The sequence below is a fragment of the Streptomyces sp. P5F9 genome, assembly GCF_057961495.1.
Genome location: NZ_JBXVPZ010000236.1, coordinates 1 through 14840 on the forward strand (window position 1 = coordinate 1; position 14840 = coordinate 14840).

10 protein-coding genes and 1 pseudogene are annotated in these 14840 nt (G+C 69.9%); 5 read left to right on the forward strand and 6 right to left on the reverse strand.

The window, feature by feature from the left end; genetic code table 11:
- Positions 1-96: 96 nt before the first annotated feature.
- Positions 97-1071: a cyclase family protein gene (locus AC31A1_RS30790; RefSeq protein WP_489656468.1), complete on the reverse strand. Its 975-nt coding sequence runs from the start codon at positions 1069-1071 to the stop codon at positions 97-99.
- Positions 1050-2030 (reverse strand): fumarylacetoacetate hydrolase family protein, encoded by a 981-nt coding sequence (locus AC31A1_RS30795; RefSeq protein WP_489656469.1) that lies wholly within the window; start codon positions 2028-2030, stop codon positions 1050-1052. Before AC31A1_RS30795 ends, AC31A1_RS30790 begins: the two co-directional genes overlap by 22 nt.
- 120 nt (positions 2031-2150) lie before the next feature.
- On the opposite strand from AC31A1_RS30795, the gene AC31A1_RS30800 reads away from it, so the two are divergent.
- Positions 2151-3134, forward strand: coding sequence for a LysR family transcriptional regulator (locus tag AC31A1_RS30800; protein ID WP_489656470.1), 984 nt, complete (start codon positions 2151-2153; stop codon positions 3132-3134).
- Between the two features lie 56 nt (positions 3135-3190).
- Here the strand turns inward: AC31A1_RS30800 and AC31A1_RS30805 are convergent, their stop codons facing one another.
- On the reverse strand, positions 3191-4459 hold the full coding sequence (locus tag AC31A1_RS30805; protein ID WP_489656471.1) for an MFS transporter: 1269 nt from the start codon (positions 4457-4459) through the stop codon (positions 3191-3193).
- A 220-nt stretch (positions 4460-4679) separates the two neighbouring features.
- Positions 4680-4865 carry a hypothetical protein gene (locus AC31A1_RS30810; protein WP_489656472.1) on the reverse strand — a complete coding sequence of 62 codons (186 nt, stop codon included), beginning with the start codon at positions 4863-4865 and terminating at the stop codon, positions 4680-4682.
- A 351-nt stretch (positions 4866-5216) separates the two neighbouring features.
- Between AC31A1_RS30810 and AC31A1_RS30815 the strand changes: the two genes are divergently transcribed.
- Positions 5217-5501 (forward strand): hypothetical protein, encoded by a 285-nt coding sequence (locus AC31A1_RS30815; protein WP_489656473.1) that lies wholly within the window; start codon positions 5217-5219, stop codon positions 5499-5501.
- 193 nt (positions 5502-5694) lie between these two features.
- Here AC31A1_RS30815 and AC31A1_RS30820 read toward each other — a convergent pair whose 3' ends face one another.
- Positions 5695-8559 carry an ABC transporter substrate-binding protein gene (locus tag AC31A1_RS30820; protein ID WP_489656474.1) on the reverse strand — a complete coding sequence of 955 codons (2865 nt, stop codon included), beginning with the start codon at positions 8557-8559 and terminating at the stop codon, positions 5695-5697.
- 395 nt (positions 8560-8954) lie between these two features.
- Positions 8955-9934: pseudogene (locus AC31A1_RS30825) on the reverse strand (transposase).
- Positions 9935-10360: 426 nt separating this feature from the next.
- On the opposite strand from AC31A1_RS30825, the gene AC31A1_RS30830 reads away from it, so the two are divergent.
- The 3 genes from AC31A1_RS30830 (at position 10361) to AC31A1_RS30840 (ending at position 14825) form a co-directional block, all read left to right on the forward strand.
- Positions 10361-10540, forward strand: a complete 180-nt coding sequence (locus tag AC31A1_RS30830; RefSeq protein ID WP_489656475.1) for a hypothetical protein — start codon at positions 10361-10363, stop codon at positions 10538-10540.
- A 248-nt stretch (positions 10541-10788) separates the two neighbouring features.
- Positions 10789-12252, forward strand: a complete 1464-nt coding sequence (locus tag AC31A1_RS30835) for a 3' terminal RNA ribose 2'-O-methyltransferase Hen1 (RefSeq protein ID WP_489656476.1) — start codon at positions 10789-10791, stop codon at positions 12250-12252.
- Positions 12249-14825: a polynucleotide kinase-phosphatase gene (locus AC31A1_RS30840; protein ID WP_489656477.1), complete on the forward strand. Its 2577-nt coding sequence runs from the start codon at positions 12249-12251 to the stop codon at positions 14823-14825. Before AC31A1_RS30835 ends, AC31A1_RS30840 begins: the two co-directional genes overlap by 4 nt.
- The last annotated feature ends 15 nt before the right edge of the window (positions 14826-14840 follow it).

Genomic DNA, 14840 nt, shown 5'->3' on the forward strand with positions numbered 1-14840 from the left:
GACCAGGAGCGGGGAAGGGAGTGCGGAGCGGGTGGAGCGGTGGGGGCCGGACGCGCCGCTGCTGTCCGGGAAGGGCGCATCCGGCAGCTGTGCGGGTTATTTGACGGCGATGGGGTTGACCGGGGAGCCGACGGCTCCGGTGATGGGCAGGGGCGCGGCGGTGAGCCAGAACTCGTACACGCTGTCGTCGGCGCAGTCCGCGGCGAGGGCGTCGAGATCCCACATCTCGCCGATGAGCAGGCCCATGTTGGGGATGACGACTTGGTGCAGCGGCTGGAAGGCGTCCTCGAACTCGTTGGGCCGTACCTCGAAACCCCAGGTGTCGGTGGCGATGGCGGCGATCTCGCTGCCGTGCAGCCAGCCGGCGGTGGTGAACGACAGGCCGGGCGCGGGCCCGCCCGCGTAGTCGCCCCAGCCGTCCCGCCGGGCGCGGGCGAGATGTCCGGTGCGGACGAGGACGATGTCGCCGCGGCCGACGCTCACCCCGTGGGCCTCGGCGGTCGCGGTCAGGTGCTCCGCGGTGACGGCGAAGCCGTCCGCCAACTCGCCGTCGGCTCCGACTACTTGGCCCACGTCGAGGAGCACCCCGCGCCCGGCGATGTACGGGGCCATGTGCTCGATGCCGGTGACGAGGTCGCCGTTGGAGGTGACGACCTTGTCGGCGCGCCGCCCGTTCCAGGCGAGACCGTGGTCGAAGATGTGCCCGAGCCCGTCCCACTGGGTGGAGCACTGCAACGGCATCGCGATCACGTCGTCGGCGCCGCCGATGCCGTGCGGGAAGCCCTGGTTGCCGAGGGCGGCGTCGGTCCCGGTGTCGAGCATCGTGTGAACGGGGTTGGTCCGCCGGCGCCAGCCCTTCTGCGGGCCGTCCATGTCGAACCGCTGCGACAGCGAGAAGCTGACACCGCGGCGCACCAGCGCAGCGCCCTCGCGGCGTTTGGCCTCGTCGAGGAAGTTCAGGGTGCCCAGCACGTCGTCCTCGCCCCAGCGCCCCCAGTTCGAGTACGACTTGGCCGCCTCGGCGATCGCGCCCTCGGGGTCGTGGCGGTTCACGAGGCTTCCCCGACGCATCGGGTGCGCTGCATGCCCAGACCCGTGATGGACCCCTCCATGACGTCGCCGTCACGCAGCAGCCGCCCCCAGTGGATGCCGTTGCCGGCCGGGCTGCCGGTCAACACCAGGTCACCGGGCAGGAGTCGAGCCGTCCGGGAGATGTACGACACCAGCCGGGCAACGCCGAACAGCATGTCCTTGGTGGACTCGTCCTGCATGGTCTCGCCGTTCAGCTTGAGCGTGACCCGCAGGTCACCGGGGTCCGCGATCGACCCAGCCGGGACGAGCCACGGGCCCAGCGGGGTGAAGCCGGGGGCGTTCTTGCTGCGCAGCCAGTCGGTGCCGATGGCCTTCATGTCCCGGCGGAAGACGGTGGCGCGGTCGGTGAGGTCGTTGGCGATGGTGTACCCGGCGACGTACTCCAGGGCCTCCTCGACCGTCACCTGGTAGGCGGGCTTGGCGATCACGGCCGCCAACTCCAGTTCCCAGTCGGGCTGTTGGGCCCAGGAGGGCAGGACGACATCGTCGTACGGGCCGGCGACGGTGCTGGGCAGGCCGATGAAAACGTAGGGCAGGTCCTCGGCGGCCCGGCGGTCCATGACCGCGGCGATCTCCTCGCGGGCCTCTTCGACGGTGCGTGGGTCGTCGGGGGAGCGGTGGGCGACCTCCAGGTCGATCACGTGCTGCCGGTAGTTGGCGCCGGACTGGAAGATCTGGCGCGGCTCCAGCGGGGCGTGCACCCGCAGGCCCTCCAGCGGTCGCCAGTCCAGGGCCGGCTCGTCCGCCAGGACGTGTAGCACGGGCAGGGCCTCCTCCCAGCGTTCCACCACGGCACGCACCCCGGACGGCGCCCAGGTCAGGGCTGTGGTCAGGTCGAGAACCCGGCCCCTGGCCAGCAGACCGGGGAACGGTTCTCCGTCCGGAAGCGAGAACGTGCCGAGCACGAACGGGCCGGCAGGTTGCGCGAGCGTTGCCATCAGATTTCCTCCTGCTGGGATGCGGTCTACTCTGACCCCGATCGACCAATCACGGAAATAGATCCTGTGGATGCACCGAATCCATGTCATGGATGACTCTCGCTGTTAGGTGATTGCCCGGTGAACCTGTCCCGACTCGACCTCAATCTGGTCCTCGCCCTGCGCGCGCTGCTGGAGGAGCGCAACGTCACCCGGGCCGGCGAGCGCATCGGCCTCAGCCAGCCCGCCATGAGCGCCGCGCTGTCCCGGCTGCGCCGCCATTTCGACGACGAACTGCTCGCCCGCACCGGCAACGCCTACGAGCTGACCCCGCTCGGCGCCGCCCTGCGCGAGCGCAGCGCCACCGCGTGCGATCTGCTGGAGCGGGTCTTCGCCAGCCAGGCCGACTTCGACCCGGCCGCGGAGAGCCGCGAGTTCACCCTGCTCGCCTCCGACTACGGGGCGGCCGTGTTCGGTGCCGCACTCGCCCGCACCCTGCACGAGGAGGCGCCCGCCATCCGGCTCACCTTCCAGCACCCGGCACCGTCCGTCGTGGAGAACATCGCCACGGTGCTGAGCACCGTCGACGGACTGCTGATGCCGCACGGCGTCATCAATGGGTTGCCCGCCGTCGACCTCCACCAGGACCGCTGGCTGTGCCTGGTCGCCGACGACCACCCCGAGGTCGGTGACGAACTCACCCTGGACCAGCTGGGGCGTCTGCCCTGGGCCGTCTACCAGCGTCCCTACGACGCCCCGGCGGCCCGCCAGCTCAGCATGATAGGGATCAGTCCCCAGGTGGAGGTGTCCGTGCAGACCTTCCAGCTGCTGCCCCTCATGGTCGAGGGCACCCGTCGGGTCGCGATGATCCAGGAGCGCCTGGCGCGCAAGGCGGTCCGATCCGCCGCGGTGCGCGTCCTGCCCTGCCCCTTCGAGGCGGTGCCGGTGCGGGAGGCGATGTGGTGGCACCCGGTGCACGCGCAGGACGCGGGCCACATCTGGTTGCGGCAGAAGGCCGCGGAGGTGGGCGCGACGCTGGCGGGCAACGGCTACGGCAATGGCAGGGGCCCGGGGAAGGCCGTGCCCGTCGACCGGAGTGCGGGGCTCCCGCCGGGCCGGCTCTGACCGGGTCCGGCGGCAGCCCGTGATCGACGCGCTCCCGGTGGTCGTCCTGCGCACCCTCAGGCCAACTGCTCCGGCAACGGCCGGGGATCGACGGCGCCCACCCGGCGGCGGGCCGCCCACAGTCCCGCCGCGACGAGGGCGGCGGCCAGCCCCAGCACGCCCACCGCACCGGCGAGCGTGCCGACGGCAGACTCCCCGGCGAGCAGCACCAGCGGGCAGACGAACTCACCGCCGAAGAAGGCCGCCATCCACAGTCCCGTGCCGCGGCCGCGGTCCTCGAACGCCAGGCGGGACATGGCACTGGTGAGAAGGGCGGGCAGCAGCATGCCGGTGCCCACACAGTTGACGACCGCCCCGATGACCAGCAGCGGGGCGTTGCCCGCGAGGAACATCACCCCGAAGCCGACCGCGCAGACCGCGAGAACGACGGGCAGCATCGGGCGGGGAGAACGCTTGAGCCGGGTGAAGGTGACCGCACCGCCCACGGTGGCGGCACTCGCGGTCGCGGTGGCCAGTCCGATCACGCCGGTGTTCTCCACCCCGAGGTCGTCGAGCAGGTACGACATCTCCACCGGGACGGTGTAGAAGACCATCGCCCCGAAGAAGGTGAGGGCACAGATGCCGCCCAACTGCCGCCAGGGGAACGAGCGGCGGGCCTCCGTCCCGGCCGGAGTCTCGGCACCGTCCGCACGGACCGCCGGGTTGGGCAGTGCGGCTGCCATCAGCGGGGCGAGCACCAGGCTCACGGCGTAGACCCAGAAGGGCACGCGCCAGCCCGCCGATCCGGCGGCGCCGCCGAGGACGAAGAAGACGGTGGCCGACGCGGAGGCGCACATGGTCTGCAGGGCGAGATACTTCACCCGCCGGTGACCGCTGTAGTAGTCGCCGATCAGGGTCGTGCAGCAGGTCATGATCGCGGCCTCGGCGACTCCGACCAGGGCGCGGCTGGCGATGACCGCCTCCAGCGAGTCCAGCCAGAGCGGAGCCGTGCCGAACACGGCGTACAGGAGAGTGGCCACGATCAGCAGGCGCTTGCGGCCCACCCGGTCCACGATCACACCGGCGAACGGGGCCAGCAGGGCCAGCGCCAGCGCCGGAACGGTCAGCGCGAGGGGCACCAGCGCTTTGGCTCCCGGGACCGACGCGAAGTGGTCCTGCATCTTCGGCAGCACCGGGGCGATCAGCACCGCCCCCAGGATCGGCAGACAGCTGCCCGCCAACAGCAGGGTCACGCGCAGCAGATGAGCCGGGCCCGAGACGGGGACAGCTGAGGGAGTGGCATCGTCGACCGCGGTGGGAGACGGCGACGGAACGGAACCGGGCATGGCGACTCCAGGGACGGTGTACGGGAGCGGGCATGCCTGACACTGGCGCCGACGGCGCATGGCATGCCGGGGACGGCCGCACACCGGCGGCTGGCCGGACAGCGGCGTGCGGGTAGGGACGACTATCGGTCGTCAGCAGCCCGGTCGCCATCCTCCGCGTGATCCGAATCCTCTATCCCGCCTATCCACACCATGGATGAGCTGCCCGTAACCCTGGGCGTCACGAGGGCATGCCGCAGAGCGGTTCCACCGTCGTTGCCGGCGGGGCGACGTCCTTGCGGACGGACCAGGTCCAGGTGGCGATGGCGTTCTTCTGCACGAGTTGGGAGTCGAGCCAACTGAGGAAGAGCTTGGCTCCGGCCTTGTGGGGTGCGCGTCGACGGTAACGGTAGGGGGCGAGCGTCACGCCGGCATCCTCCGGAACGTCACCTGGAGTGCGCCTGATGCGGCACGGTGCTGACGCAGCTGTGGGTGCTCTGGAGTCCTCACCCTGATTTGCTTCAGCACGCGCATTGAAGAACGCGTCCCAACCCCTTTAATAGAAGGCTTTGACTTTTTCGCCAAGCCGCGATTCCTAACTGCAACGGATTACTGGTCCGTGCTGACGCGTCAGCACGGGGTGCTGATCGAGGAGGATCGAACAGGGTGCAAGGGGACTGAAATGGGGCCGCCTGTCCGGGTTCTCCGACGTTTCCGCAGGTTAGGAAGATAACAATTTCGGGTTCGACTACCCTAATAGGACTCAGTTAGCCTCCCCGTGCTCAACCCCCAGATCACGGCAGCCACAGGCTGGTCGTCCACCTCCACCGCCCCCTTCTCGGGCGCGCTCCTGGTCTCCGCCGTCACCGGTATACCCGTCGACCGCATCAACTGCCGAGGTCCGCGCACGGTGATGACCATCGGATCCGTCCTCGGCGTCATTGCCGTGCTGGCCATCGCGTTCGCGCCCAACCTGATCGCCTTCACCGCCACCTGGCTGCTGGCTGGCGTGTTCGTGGCCGCCACCTTCTACAAGCCCGCCGTCGCCGCGATCACCCGCTAGCGGGGAAGTGAAGGTTCCCCGTCATCTTGGACACTCGATCGTTATGCCGCGAGGGCGTGTTGATGCAGCCGCCCTCAAGCGGCACCTGCCAGATGGTCAGGCCCTGAAAGGCGATCAGGCCGCCGGGCGGCTGACACGCCGTGGGCGGCGGCCAGGACGTCGTTGGGCGCCTCCCGGCACGGGGAGGTACCGATCACGAGGTGGGACCGACGCCCGGCTCGGTCTCCGGTGGGCACGCGAACTGGTCGGAGGGGCCCCAGTGTGTGACGGGGTCCTTGCTCGCGGCCAGTGCGCCGCACGTGAGGTCGGTGACTGTGGTACCCGCCGAGGTGATCTCCCGGATGTGGACCTCCTTGCCGCGCGGGTATTTGGCGCCGTTGCCCAGCGTCATGATGCCTGACTCGCCGACGTAGTCCTTGACGCCGGGTGACTGGAGGAAGGTGACGACCGAACTGGGCCTGAAGTCCGGGTCGGTTCCGGAGATATCTGTCATGATCCCGAAAAGGATCTTCAGGGCGTCGTAGCCCGCCGCCGCGTCGCTGTCGGTGTGGACGGCGAATGCCTTGCGGAAGCCCTGGGCGAAGGGGCCGTTGGCGTCGGGCAGGCTGAACTGGCTGTAGAACAGCGTGAGTGAGCCGTAGTTCTGCGGCATCAGCTCCGGGTGGAGGACGAGGTCCGGGGCCGGACTCTCGGCGAGCACCGGCACACGGCCTCCGTTAGTACGGCAGTTCTTGTCGCCCTGGAGGTAGTAGAAGAGGTCGTGCATGACGCTGGACCGGCCGGCGTACAGGACGAAGCCGCCTGTCTGGCGGACGAGGGTGCAGATGTTGGCGGCGACGGCGGGTGTCTGGCTGCCGCCGTCGGATTCCCGGTAGGGGACCAGTCGCACCGGGCCGGCCGTGGCGTAGTCGGAGGTGAACCTGTCCTTGAGGTCGGCGCTGAAATAGGTGTCGTCCGGGTCGAAGACGACGATCGCGGTCGGCGCCGGGTGGCCGGGTGCGGGCTTCGTCAGGGCGTGCAGCCGGGGGGACTGGCCGGCGAACGATGCCAGGATCTGGGCCACGCGTTCGTCGGGTGGCGAGAGTTGGAAGTACGACACGGGGGAGTCCTCGACCATGGGCTGGCCGGTGACGCCCGTGCCGAGGACGGGGATTCCCCGGCTTCCCAGTTCGATGGCGGCCTGCAGGGATTCGGGGCGGCTCTGGGTGAGGCCGAAGACGGCCGCGATGTGGTCCCGTGCGACCCGGTCGACGATCATTCGTGACACGTCGGTGTGGCTGAGGTTTTTGGTGTTGAGGCCGTGGAGCGAGCCGTAGTGGAAGTACTCGCCGGCGTTCGCGATCAGCAGCCGCACCTGGACCTGGTGCTTGAGGTTGAGGGAGTTGACCTCCTGCTGGGCGAGCAGCGCACCGCGCAGGATCTGCAGGCCGGTCGGCGCGGTGCGGCGGGACTGCGATCCGACGCTCAGGGGTGCGAAGAAGACGAGGGTGCGGTACGGCTTGGCCGGGTCGACCTGCGCGTTCTGCTTGCCCATGGTGTGTTCGAGGGCCCGGAGCTGGGAGGCGTACAGGCCGTGCGCGAGATCGCAGCCGTCGTTGCCGTCGGTCAGGCCGACGACCTCGCCGGTCTTGACGCGGTGGCAGGACGCGACCGGGGCGGCCTTGCTGTCGTCGACGGGGGCACGTGACTCCGATGGCCACAGCTCGTAGCCGCTGCCGGCCGCCACCAGCAGCAGTGCGGTACCGGCCGCGATCGGGCGGGCCCAGCCTTGGTGACGGCCGCCCCGTACCCGGACGGTGGGGCGCACGGCCAGCCGGTCGGCGGCGCTGCCGCCGTCGGGAGTGCGGGGCAACGTGAAGGCGTGAACGGCCTGGCCCGGCCGGCCGGTGGCCCCGGACGCGTACAGCGCGGCGATCTCCCGGGCCGGAGCGGGAACATCGTCCTGCCCGGCGTGCCGGACGACGTACTGGGGGACGTCCGCGGTGGCGGCGCCCAGCACCAGCAGCGGGCAGTCGGGGTTGTCCTCGGCGACGTCGGCGAAGGTGTCGAGGAACTTCCGGCTGGGTGTTCCCGCGGCGCCGACGTCGGGCAGCAGGACGACGAAGGACCAGGGCCGCCGGGGCCTGCGCCGGCTCCAGAACGGGGGCCGGGAGGCCCGAGCCAGGTCGCGGATCAGCGCGGTCAGCAGGATCTGCCGGACCGCCGCGGCGTCACGGGCCCCGGCGGCTCCCGCGGCCGGATGCAGCGCTTCGCCCGTGGCCGCGGCCCGCGCGCGCAGGTGCGCCTCGCGCAGGGCAACCGCCGCACCGAGGAAGCTGCGCCCGGTCTCGCCGAGCATGCCGGCCACCCAGCGGCGGCGGGGGCCGTGGTTGAGTCGTACGCCGTACCACCAGCGCCACAGCAGTGCCACCGGCACGGCCGCCGCCCGCAGCAGGGCCGCGCCCTTCTTGGGACCGAGATCCTCGCTGAGGCGCGTGACCTCCGCGCCCAGCCCGAAGGTCCAGGCGTGCCTGCCGTACAGCAGGTTCCGTACGGCCGTGCCTTCGTCCACCGCGTCGGCCGGTAGCTGGCAGCGCAGCACCGACAGACAGACCTCGAACTCCCTCAGGCGGAGGGCCCCCGCCCCTTCCGGCATCGTGGCGCGCAGGCGGCGCGCCACCTTGTCCAACAGGACGATGTGCGGGTCCTCCGCCGGCGAGCCGTCCTGAGGTACGGGTTCGCAGGCCAGTTGCGCCTCGTCGACCAAGGCGTGGGGAACGAGGCTTGCCAGGTGGCGCGCCTCGCCCGGCCCGGGCCGTAGCAGCCGCTTCCGATAGGCCCGGACCAGGGCGCTCGGGTCGGGTTCGCCCTCGGGGGGCGAGCCGACCGAGGGCGGGGTGCCGGCATCCTGGGGTGCGCGTGCGAACAGCAGCGCGGGAAGCCGGCGGCTCGACGACCGCCGTAGCCGTGGCACCCCACTCTGCCGGTCGGCCGCATAGAGGTCGACCACACGGACGATTTCGTCGAATCCACTGGGCAGGACGAGATTCTGCTCGTCCTCGGGCAGCTGCTGCAGCACTCAGGACCTCCGGGCATCCAGGCAAGGGGCGAGCAGCCTAGAGGCGGACAGAAGGGTCCTGGGTGGCATCCGGGCATTCATTGGGTTACTGAGCAAGTATGGCTATCGGCTTTCCGTTGTGCGCATATGAGCGGCTATCCTCTTTCCGGTTTTGAAGAATGCGTCTCGAACGGCTGTCCCGATTGGGTGGTCGCGGGGCGCTTGGCGCCTACTGGCTGGCCTCCTGAGCTCACGCTGTTCCAGCAGTTCAACGACCGACATCTTTCGCGACTTCCATACGGGATCGCCCCCTGTGCCCGACCAACGAAAAAGCCGTCCTCAAGTCCGCAAAGGCAATGACCGCTTGGGGACAGCCACACGCCCGCTCAGCGGTCATGTCCCGCTGGGTGGTGTAGTCACGGCAGCTGTTTCGGTTCCGGTTGTGGGGTGATCTGCGGTTCGGGCGGGGTCGGTTGGGCGGTGAAGAGCTCGGCCATGGAGGCTTCGGAAAGGTAGCGGCGGTCGAAGACCTGCCATTCGTCGTGGAGTTCGGCCAGGACCGCAGCGGCGAGCCGGTCCAGGGCAGCGGGGTTGGGGAAGACCTGGACGATATCGGCTCGTCGTTTGATCTCCCGGTTCAGCCGTTCCAGCGGGTTGGTCGACCAGATCTTCTTCCAGTGCGCCGACGGGAAGTCCGCGAACGCCGTGATGTCTGTTGCGGCATCCAACAACATCTTCTTGACCTGCGGAAACTGCCGTCCGAGCATGTCGGCCACCACGTCCAGCTGGGTGCGGACGGCCGAGGCGGTGGTCTGCGCGAAGACGGTGCGGATGGTGGCCACCAGGCCGCTGTGGCTGTCGGAGATGACCAGCTGGACGTTCTCCAGGCCGCGGGCCCGCAGCGAGCGCAGGAACTTCGTCCAGAACGGCTTCGATTCGCTGTCGCCGACCATCACACCGAGGATCTCGCGGTGGCGGGTGGCGGAGATTCCGGTGGCCGTTCCTTGAACGCGGTCGGTTCCTCGTCCAGTTCGCCGCAGATCCGTGACACCTCCGACTTGGAGATCCCGCTGTCCGCACCGAGTGCTTTGACCAGGTCATCGACCGAGCGGGTCGAGACCCCGTTCACGTATGCCTCCATCACCACGGCGAACAACGCCCGGTCGATGCGCCGGCGCCGCTCCAGCAGGGAGGGGAAGAACGACCCGGTCCGCACCTCGGGAATCTTCAGATCGAGATCGCCGGCCTGCGTGGTCAGCAGGCGGTCGCGGTGTCCGTTGCGCCAGGTCGTGCGCTTGTCGGTGTGTTCGTACGGGGCGGCCCTGATTGCCTCAACTCCCTCGGCCCGACGTAGTGACTCCAGCAGCCGCATCAGCTCAGACTGGGACAAGGCCATCGCGTGCTCCTCCGGTTGAACTGCCCGTTCACCAGGGAGACTTGCGCGGTTAGCGGATGCACGCCCCGGCAGACACCCGCGCGTTCCGGGACCGGGCCCGGCTACACCACTTCAAGGGACGCCATCCACGACAGCGAAAGCTCGCTCGCCGTCGGTTCTTTTCTGCTCCACAAGTATCAGGAACACATGGCGCATTGGCGGGCACCGTTGACGGCGGCCCAGTTGCGGAAGCGGGAGCGGCGAGGTCTGAAGCCCATCAGGAGTACGACCACCTGGTCACCGTGACCAAGCGCTGGACACCGGTGCAGCAGAGCGCGCTGAGCCACGCACTCGATGCAGCGAAGCAAAAGGCCCGAGCACGGGGAATCGCGGTCCCTGAAGACATGACTCGCCTCAGGACTGGAGCCGCGGAAGGTCCAAGCCCGTATGCGGCACGGTCACCTCAGCGAGACGCTGGACACCTACGGCTATCTGGTGTGGGAGGTCGACTGGGAGAACGCTCCTGCTTCGTTCGTGGAGCTGTACGGCCTCACCACTCCGACCGGTCTGCCGGAGGCGGCACTGGTGCCTGCGGCCGAGCGGGTGCGGGGGAGGGAAAATGCCTGAGTACGTCAGGGATGTTCGCTGTACGTTGTGGAGGCGCGCCGGACGAGGGGCGTCGCGTGGCCGACTGATCGCTGCGTGGCGTGCACATCACTACGAGGGCGAGGACAGCTCCGGAGCAGTGATCGCCGAGGCGCGCTCTCCCATCGTTGTGGTTCCCCGGCATTCGGCGCGTGTGCACGGAATGTGCACCGCGTTGGACCGCACGACAAGTATCCGCAGATCAGAAGACGTTTCGAGGCCTACCCACCGTGTTCCTGACGATCAGTACCACCGGCACCCCCGAACGCCCCGCCACCGACCTCGGTTTCCTGCTGCACAAGCATCCCGACAACGCGCAGGCGTTCTCGACGTCCTACGGCAAGGCGTACGTCTTCTACCCCGAGGCGGATCCCGCGCGGTGCACGGCGGCGCTGTTGCTGGAGGTCGACGCGGTGGCGCTGGTCCGGCGCGGCAAGGGCAAGGGGCGCGGTGGCGCGCCCGACGCGGCGCTCGCGCAGTACGTCAACGACCGTCCGTACGCGGCCTCTTCCCTGCTCGCCGTGGCCCTGAGCGCGGTCTTCTCCAGCGCCATGCGGGGCGTGTGCAACGCCCGCCCCGAGCGCGCGGAACAGCCGCTGCCGCTGCGCATCGAGGTACCCGCGCTGCCCACGCGCGGCGGTCCCGATCTCGTACGGCAGCTCTTCGCGCCGCTCGGCTGGACGGTCACCGTCGAACCGGTCGCGCTGGACGCCGAGTTCCCCGAGTGGGGCGACTCGCGGTACGTCAGCCTCGTACTGGAATCGGAGACGCTGACCCTCGCCGAGGCGCTGCGCCACCTGTACGTCCTGCTGCCCGTGCTCGACGACGCCAAGCACTACTGGGTCGCGTCCGACGAGGTCGACAAACTGCTGCGCGCCGGTGAGGGCTGGCTGCCCACGCACCCGGAGCAGAAGCTCATCACCAGCCGTTATCTGTCCCGCCGTTGGTCCCTGACCCGGGACGCGATGGAGCGGCTGGAACTGGTGCGGCTCGCCGAGGCCGACGACAGCGAGGTCGAGGAGATCGACAACGCCGTCGAGCCGGAGACCGAGGCCGAGGAGAAACCGACGCCGCTCGCCGTGCAGCGCCGGGACGCGATCATCGGGGCGCTCAGGACGTCCGGTGCCGGCCGCGTGCTCGATCTCGGGTGCGGGCAGGGCCAGTTGGTGCAGGCACTGCTCAAGGACACCCGGTTCACGGAGATCGTCGGCACCGACGTGTCGATGCGCGCGCTCACCATCGCGGGCCGCCGCCTCAAGCTCGACCGCATGGGGGAGCGGCAGGCCTCGCGTGTCCAGCTCTTCCAGAGCTCGCTCGCCTACACCGACAACCGCCTCAAGGGCTACGACGCCGCCGTGCTCAGCGAGGTCATCGAGCACCTCGACCTGCCCCGGCTGCCGGCCCTGGAGTACGCGGTGTTCGGCGCCGCCCGCCCGAGGACGGTCGTCGTCACGACCCCGAACGTCGAGTACAACGTCCGCTGGGAGACCCTTCCCGCCGGACACGTCCGGCACGGCGACCACCGCTTCGAGTGGACGCGCGCGGAGTTCGGGGAGTGGGCGGCGAAGGTGGCCCAACGGCACGGCTACGACGTCGAGTTCGTACCGGTAGGTCCCGACGACCCCGAGGTGGGACCGCCCACCCAGATGGCCGTGTTCAGCGTCAGTACCGCGAAGGAGGAGAAGGCCGCATGACCGGGACCCAGACCAAGGGGCGCGTCCTGCCCGTCACCGACCTCTCCCTCGTGGTGCTGATCGGCGCCTCCGGCTCCGGCAAGTCCACCTTCGCGCACCGGCACTTCAAGCCGACCGAGATCATCTCCTCCGACTTCTGCCGGGGCCTGGTCGCGGACGACGAGAACGACCAGAGCGCCAGCCGGGACGCCTTCGACGTCCTGCACTACATCGCCGGCAAGCGCCTCGCCGCGGGCCGCCGCACGGTCGTTGACGCGACCAGCGTGCAGCAGGACAGCCGACGCCAACTGATCGACCTGGCCAAGCAGTTCGACGTGCTGCCCATCGCCATCGTGCTCGACGTACCGGAGGAGGTGTGCGCCGAGCGCAACGCCTCCCGCGTCGACCGCGCCGACATGCCCCGCCGCGTCATCACCCGGCACACCCGCGAACTCCGGCGCTCCCTGCGCGGCTTGGAGCGCGAGGGTTTCCGCAAGGTGCACGTACTGCGGGGCGTAGAGGAGATCGACCACGCCACGGTCGTCACCGAGAAGCGCTACAACGACCTGACCCATCTCACCGGCCCCTTCGACATCATCGGCGACATCCACGGCTGCGCCGCCGAACTGGAGACCCTGCTCGGCAAGTTGGGCTACGACGACGGTGTCCACCCGGCGGGCCGTACGGCCGTCTTCGTCGGCGACCTCGTCGACCGCGGCCCTGACTCGCCCGGTGTGCTGCGCCGCGTGATGTCCATGGTCGGCTCGGGCAACGCCCTGTGCGTACCGGGCAACCACGAGAACAAGTACGGCCGTTACCTGAAGGGCCGCAAGGTCCAGCACACCCACGGCCTGGCCGAGACGATCGAGCAGATGGAGGAGGAGACCGAGGAATTCCACGCCCAGGTACGGGAGTTCATCGACGGACTCGTCAGCCACTACGTCCTCGACGGCGGCAGGCTCGTGGTCTGCCACGCCGGTCTGCCCGAGAAGTACCACGGCCGTACCTCCGGCCGGGTCCGTTCGCACGCGCTCTACGGCGACACCACCGGCGAGACCGACGAGTTCGGCCTGCCGGTGCGCTACCCGTGGGCCGAGGACTACCGGGGTCGCGCGGCGGTTGTCTACGGTCACACCCCGGTTCCGGACGCCAGTTGGTTGAACAACACGATCTGCCTGGACACGGGCGCTGTCTTCGGCGGCAAGCTGACCGCCCTGCGGTGGCCGGAGCGGGAGTTGGTCGACGTACCGGCCGAGCAGGTCTGGTACGAGCCGACCCGCCCGCTGCGCACCGAGGCACCCGGCGGCCACGACGGCCGCCCGCTCGACCTGGCGGACGTGCACGGCCGCCGCGTGGTGGAGACCCGGCACGCCGGCCGGGTGTCGGTCCGCGAGGAGAACGCGGCGGCGGCCCTGGAGGTCATGAGCCGCTTCGCGGTCGACCCGCGCCTGCTGCCGTACCTGCCGCCGACGATGGCTCCTACGGCGACCTCGCACGTAGACGGCTTCCTTGAGCACCCGGCCGAAGCGTTCGCGCAGTACGCCGAGGACGGGGTCGCGCGGGTCGTGTGCGAGGAGAAGCACATGGGGTCGCGGGCGGTGGCGCTGGTGTGCCGGGACGTGGAGATGGCGGCGAAGCGGTTCGGTGTGGACGGCGGGCACGGGGTGACGGGTTCGCTGTACACGCGTACGGGCCGTCCCTTCTTCGACGACCCGGCGGTCACCGAGGAGATCCTCGGCCGACTGCGGGCGGCGCTGGACGAGGCGGGCCTGTGGGCCGAGCTCGCTGCATCCGATAGCGCCTCCGGCGCGGGCGACTGGGTGCTGCTGGACGCGGAGTTGATGCCGTGGTCGCTGAAGGCGTCCGGGCTGCTGCGCGGGCAGTACGCGGCGGTCGGCGCGGCCGCGGGGGCGGTGTTCCCGGGTGCGCTGGCCGCGCTGGAGGGTGCCGCCGGGCGGGGTGTCGACGTGGACGCGTTGCTGTCCCGGCAGCGTGAACGCGCCGCGGACGCCTCGGCGTTCACCGACGCCTACCGTCGCTACTGCTGGACCACGTCCGGCCTCGACGGTGTCCGGCTCGCCCCGTTCCAGATCCTCGCGGTCCAGGGGCGCAGCCTCGCCGGACTCCCGCACGACGAACAACTCGCCCTGCTGGACCGGCTGGTGGAGCACGACAGCACGGGCCTGCTCCAGACCACGCGTCGGCTGTACGTCGACACCGGTGACCCCGAATCCGTACAGGCCGGTGTCGACTGGTGGCTGGAGATGACCGGGCGGGGTGGCGAGGGCATGGTCGTCAAGCCGGTCGGGGCGGTCGTGCGCAGCGCGGCGGGGCGACTCGTCCAGCCCGGTATCAAGTGCCGGGGGCGGGAGTACCTGCGGATCATCTACGGTCCGGAGTACACGCGTGCCGACAACCTCGCGCGGCTGCGGGGGCGGTTCCTCAACCACAAGCGGTCGTTGGCGATCCGGGAGTACGCGCTCGGTCTTGAGGCGCTTGACCGGTTGGCCGAGGGGGAGCCGTTGTGGCGGGTGCACGAGGCGGTGTTCGGGGTGCTGGCGTTGGAGTCTGAGCCGGTGGATCCGCGGTTGTGACGGTGCGGGTGCGGG

What these genes read in the sequence shown, in the direction of transcription:
- AC31A1_RS30790 (WP_489656468.1), bottom strand. Translation starts at nt 1,071, where the DNA reads ATGCGTCGGGGAAGCCTCGTGAACCGCCACGACCCCGAGGGCGCGATC.
- AC31A1_RS30795 (WP_489656469.1), bottom strand. Translation starts at nt 2,030, where the DNA reads ATGGCAACGCTCGCGCAACCTGCCGGCCCGTTCGTGCTCGGCACGTTC.
- AC31A1_RS30805 (WP_489656471.1), bottom strand. Translation starts at nt 4,459, where the DNA reads ATGCCCGGTTCCGTTCCGTCGCCGTCTCCCACCGCGGTCGACGATGCC.
- AC31A1_RS30830 (WP_489656475.1), top strand. Translation starts at nt 10,361, where the DNA reads ATGCGGCACGGTCACCTCAGCGAGACGCTGGACACCTACGGCTATCTG.
- AC31A1_RS30840 (WP_489656477.1), top strand. Translation starts at nt 12,249, where the DNA reads ATGACCGGGACCCAGACCAAGGGGCGCGTCCTGCCCGTCACCGACCTC.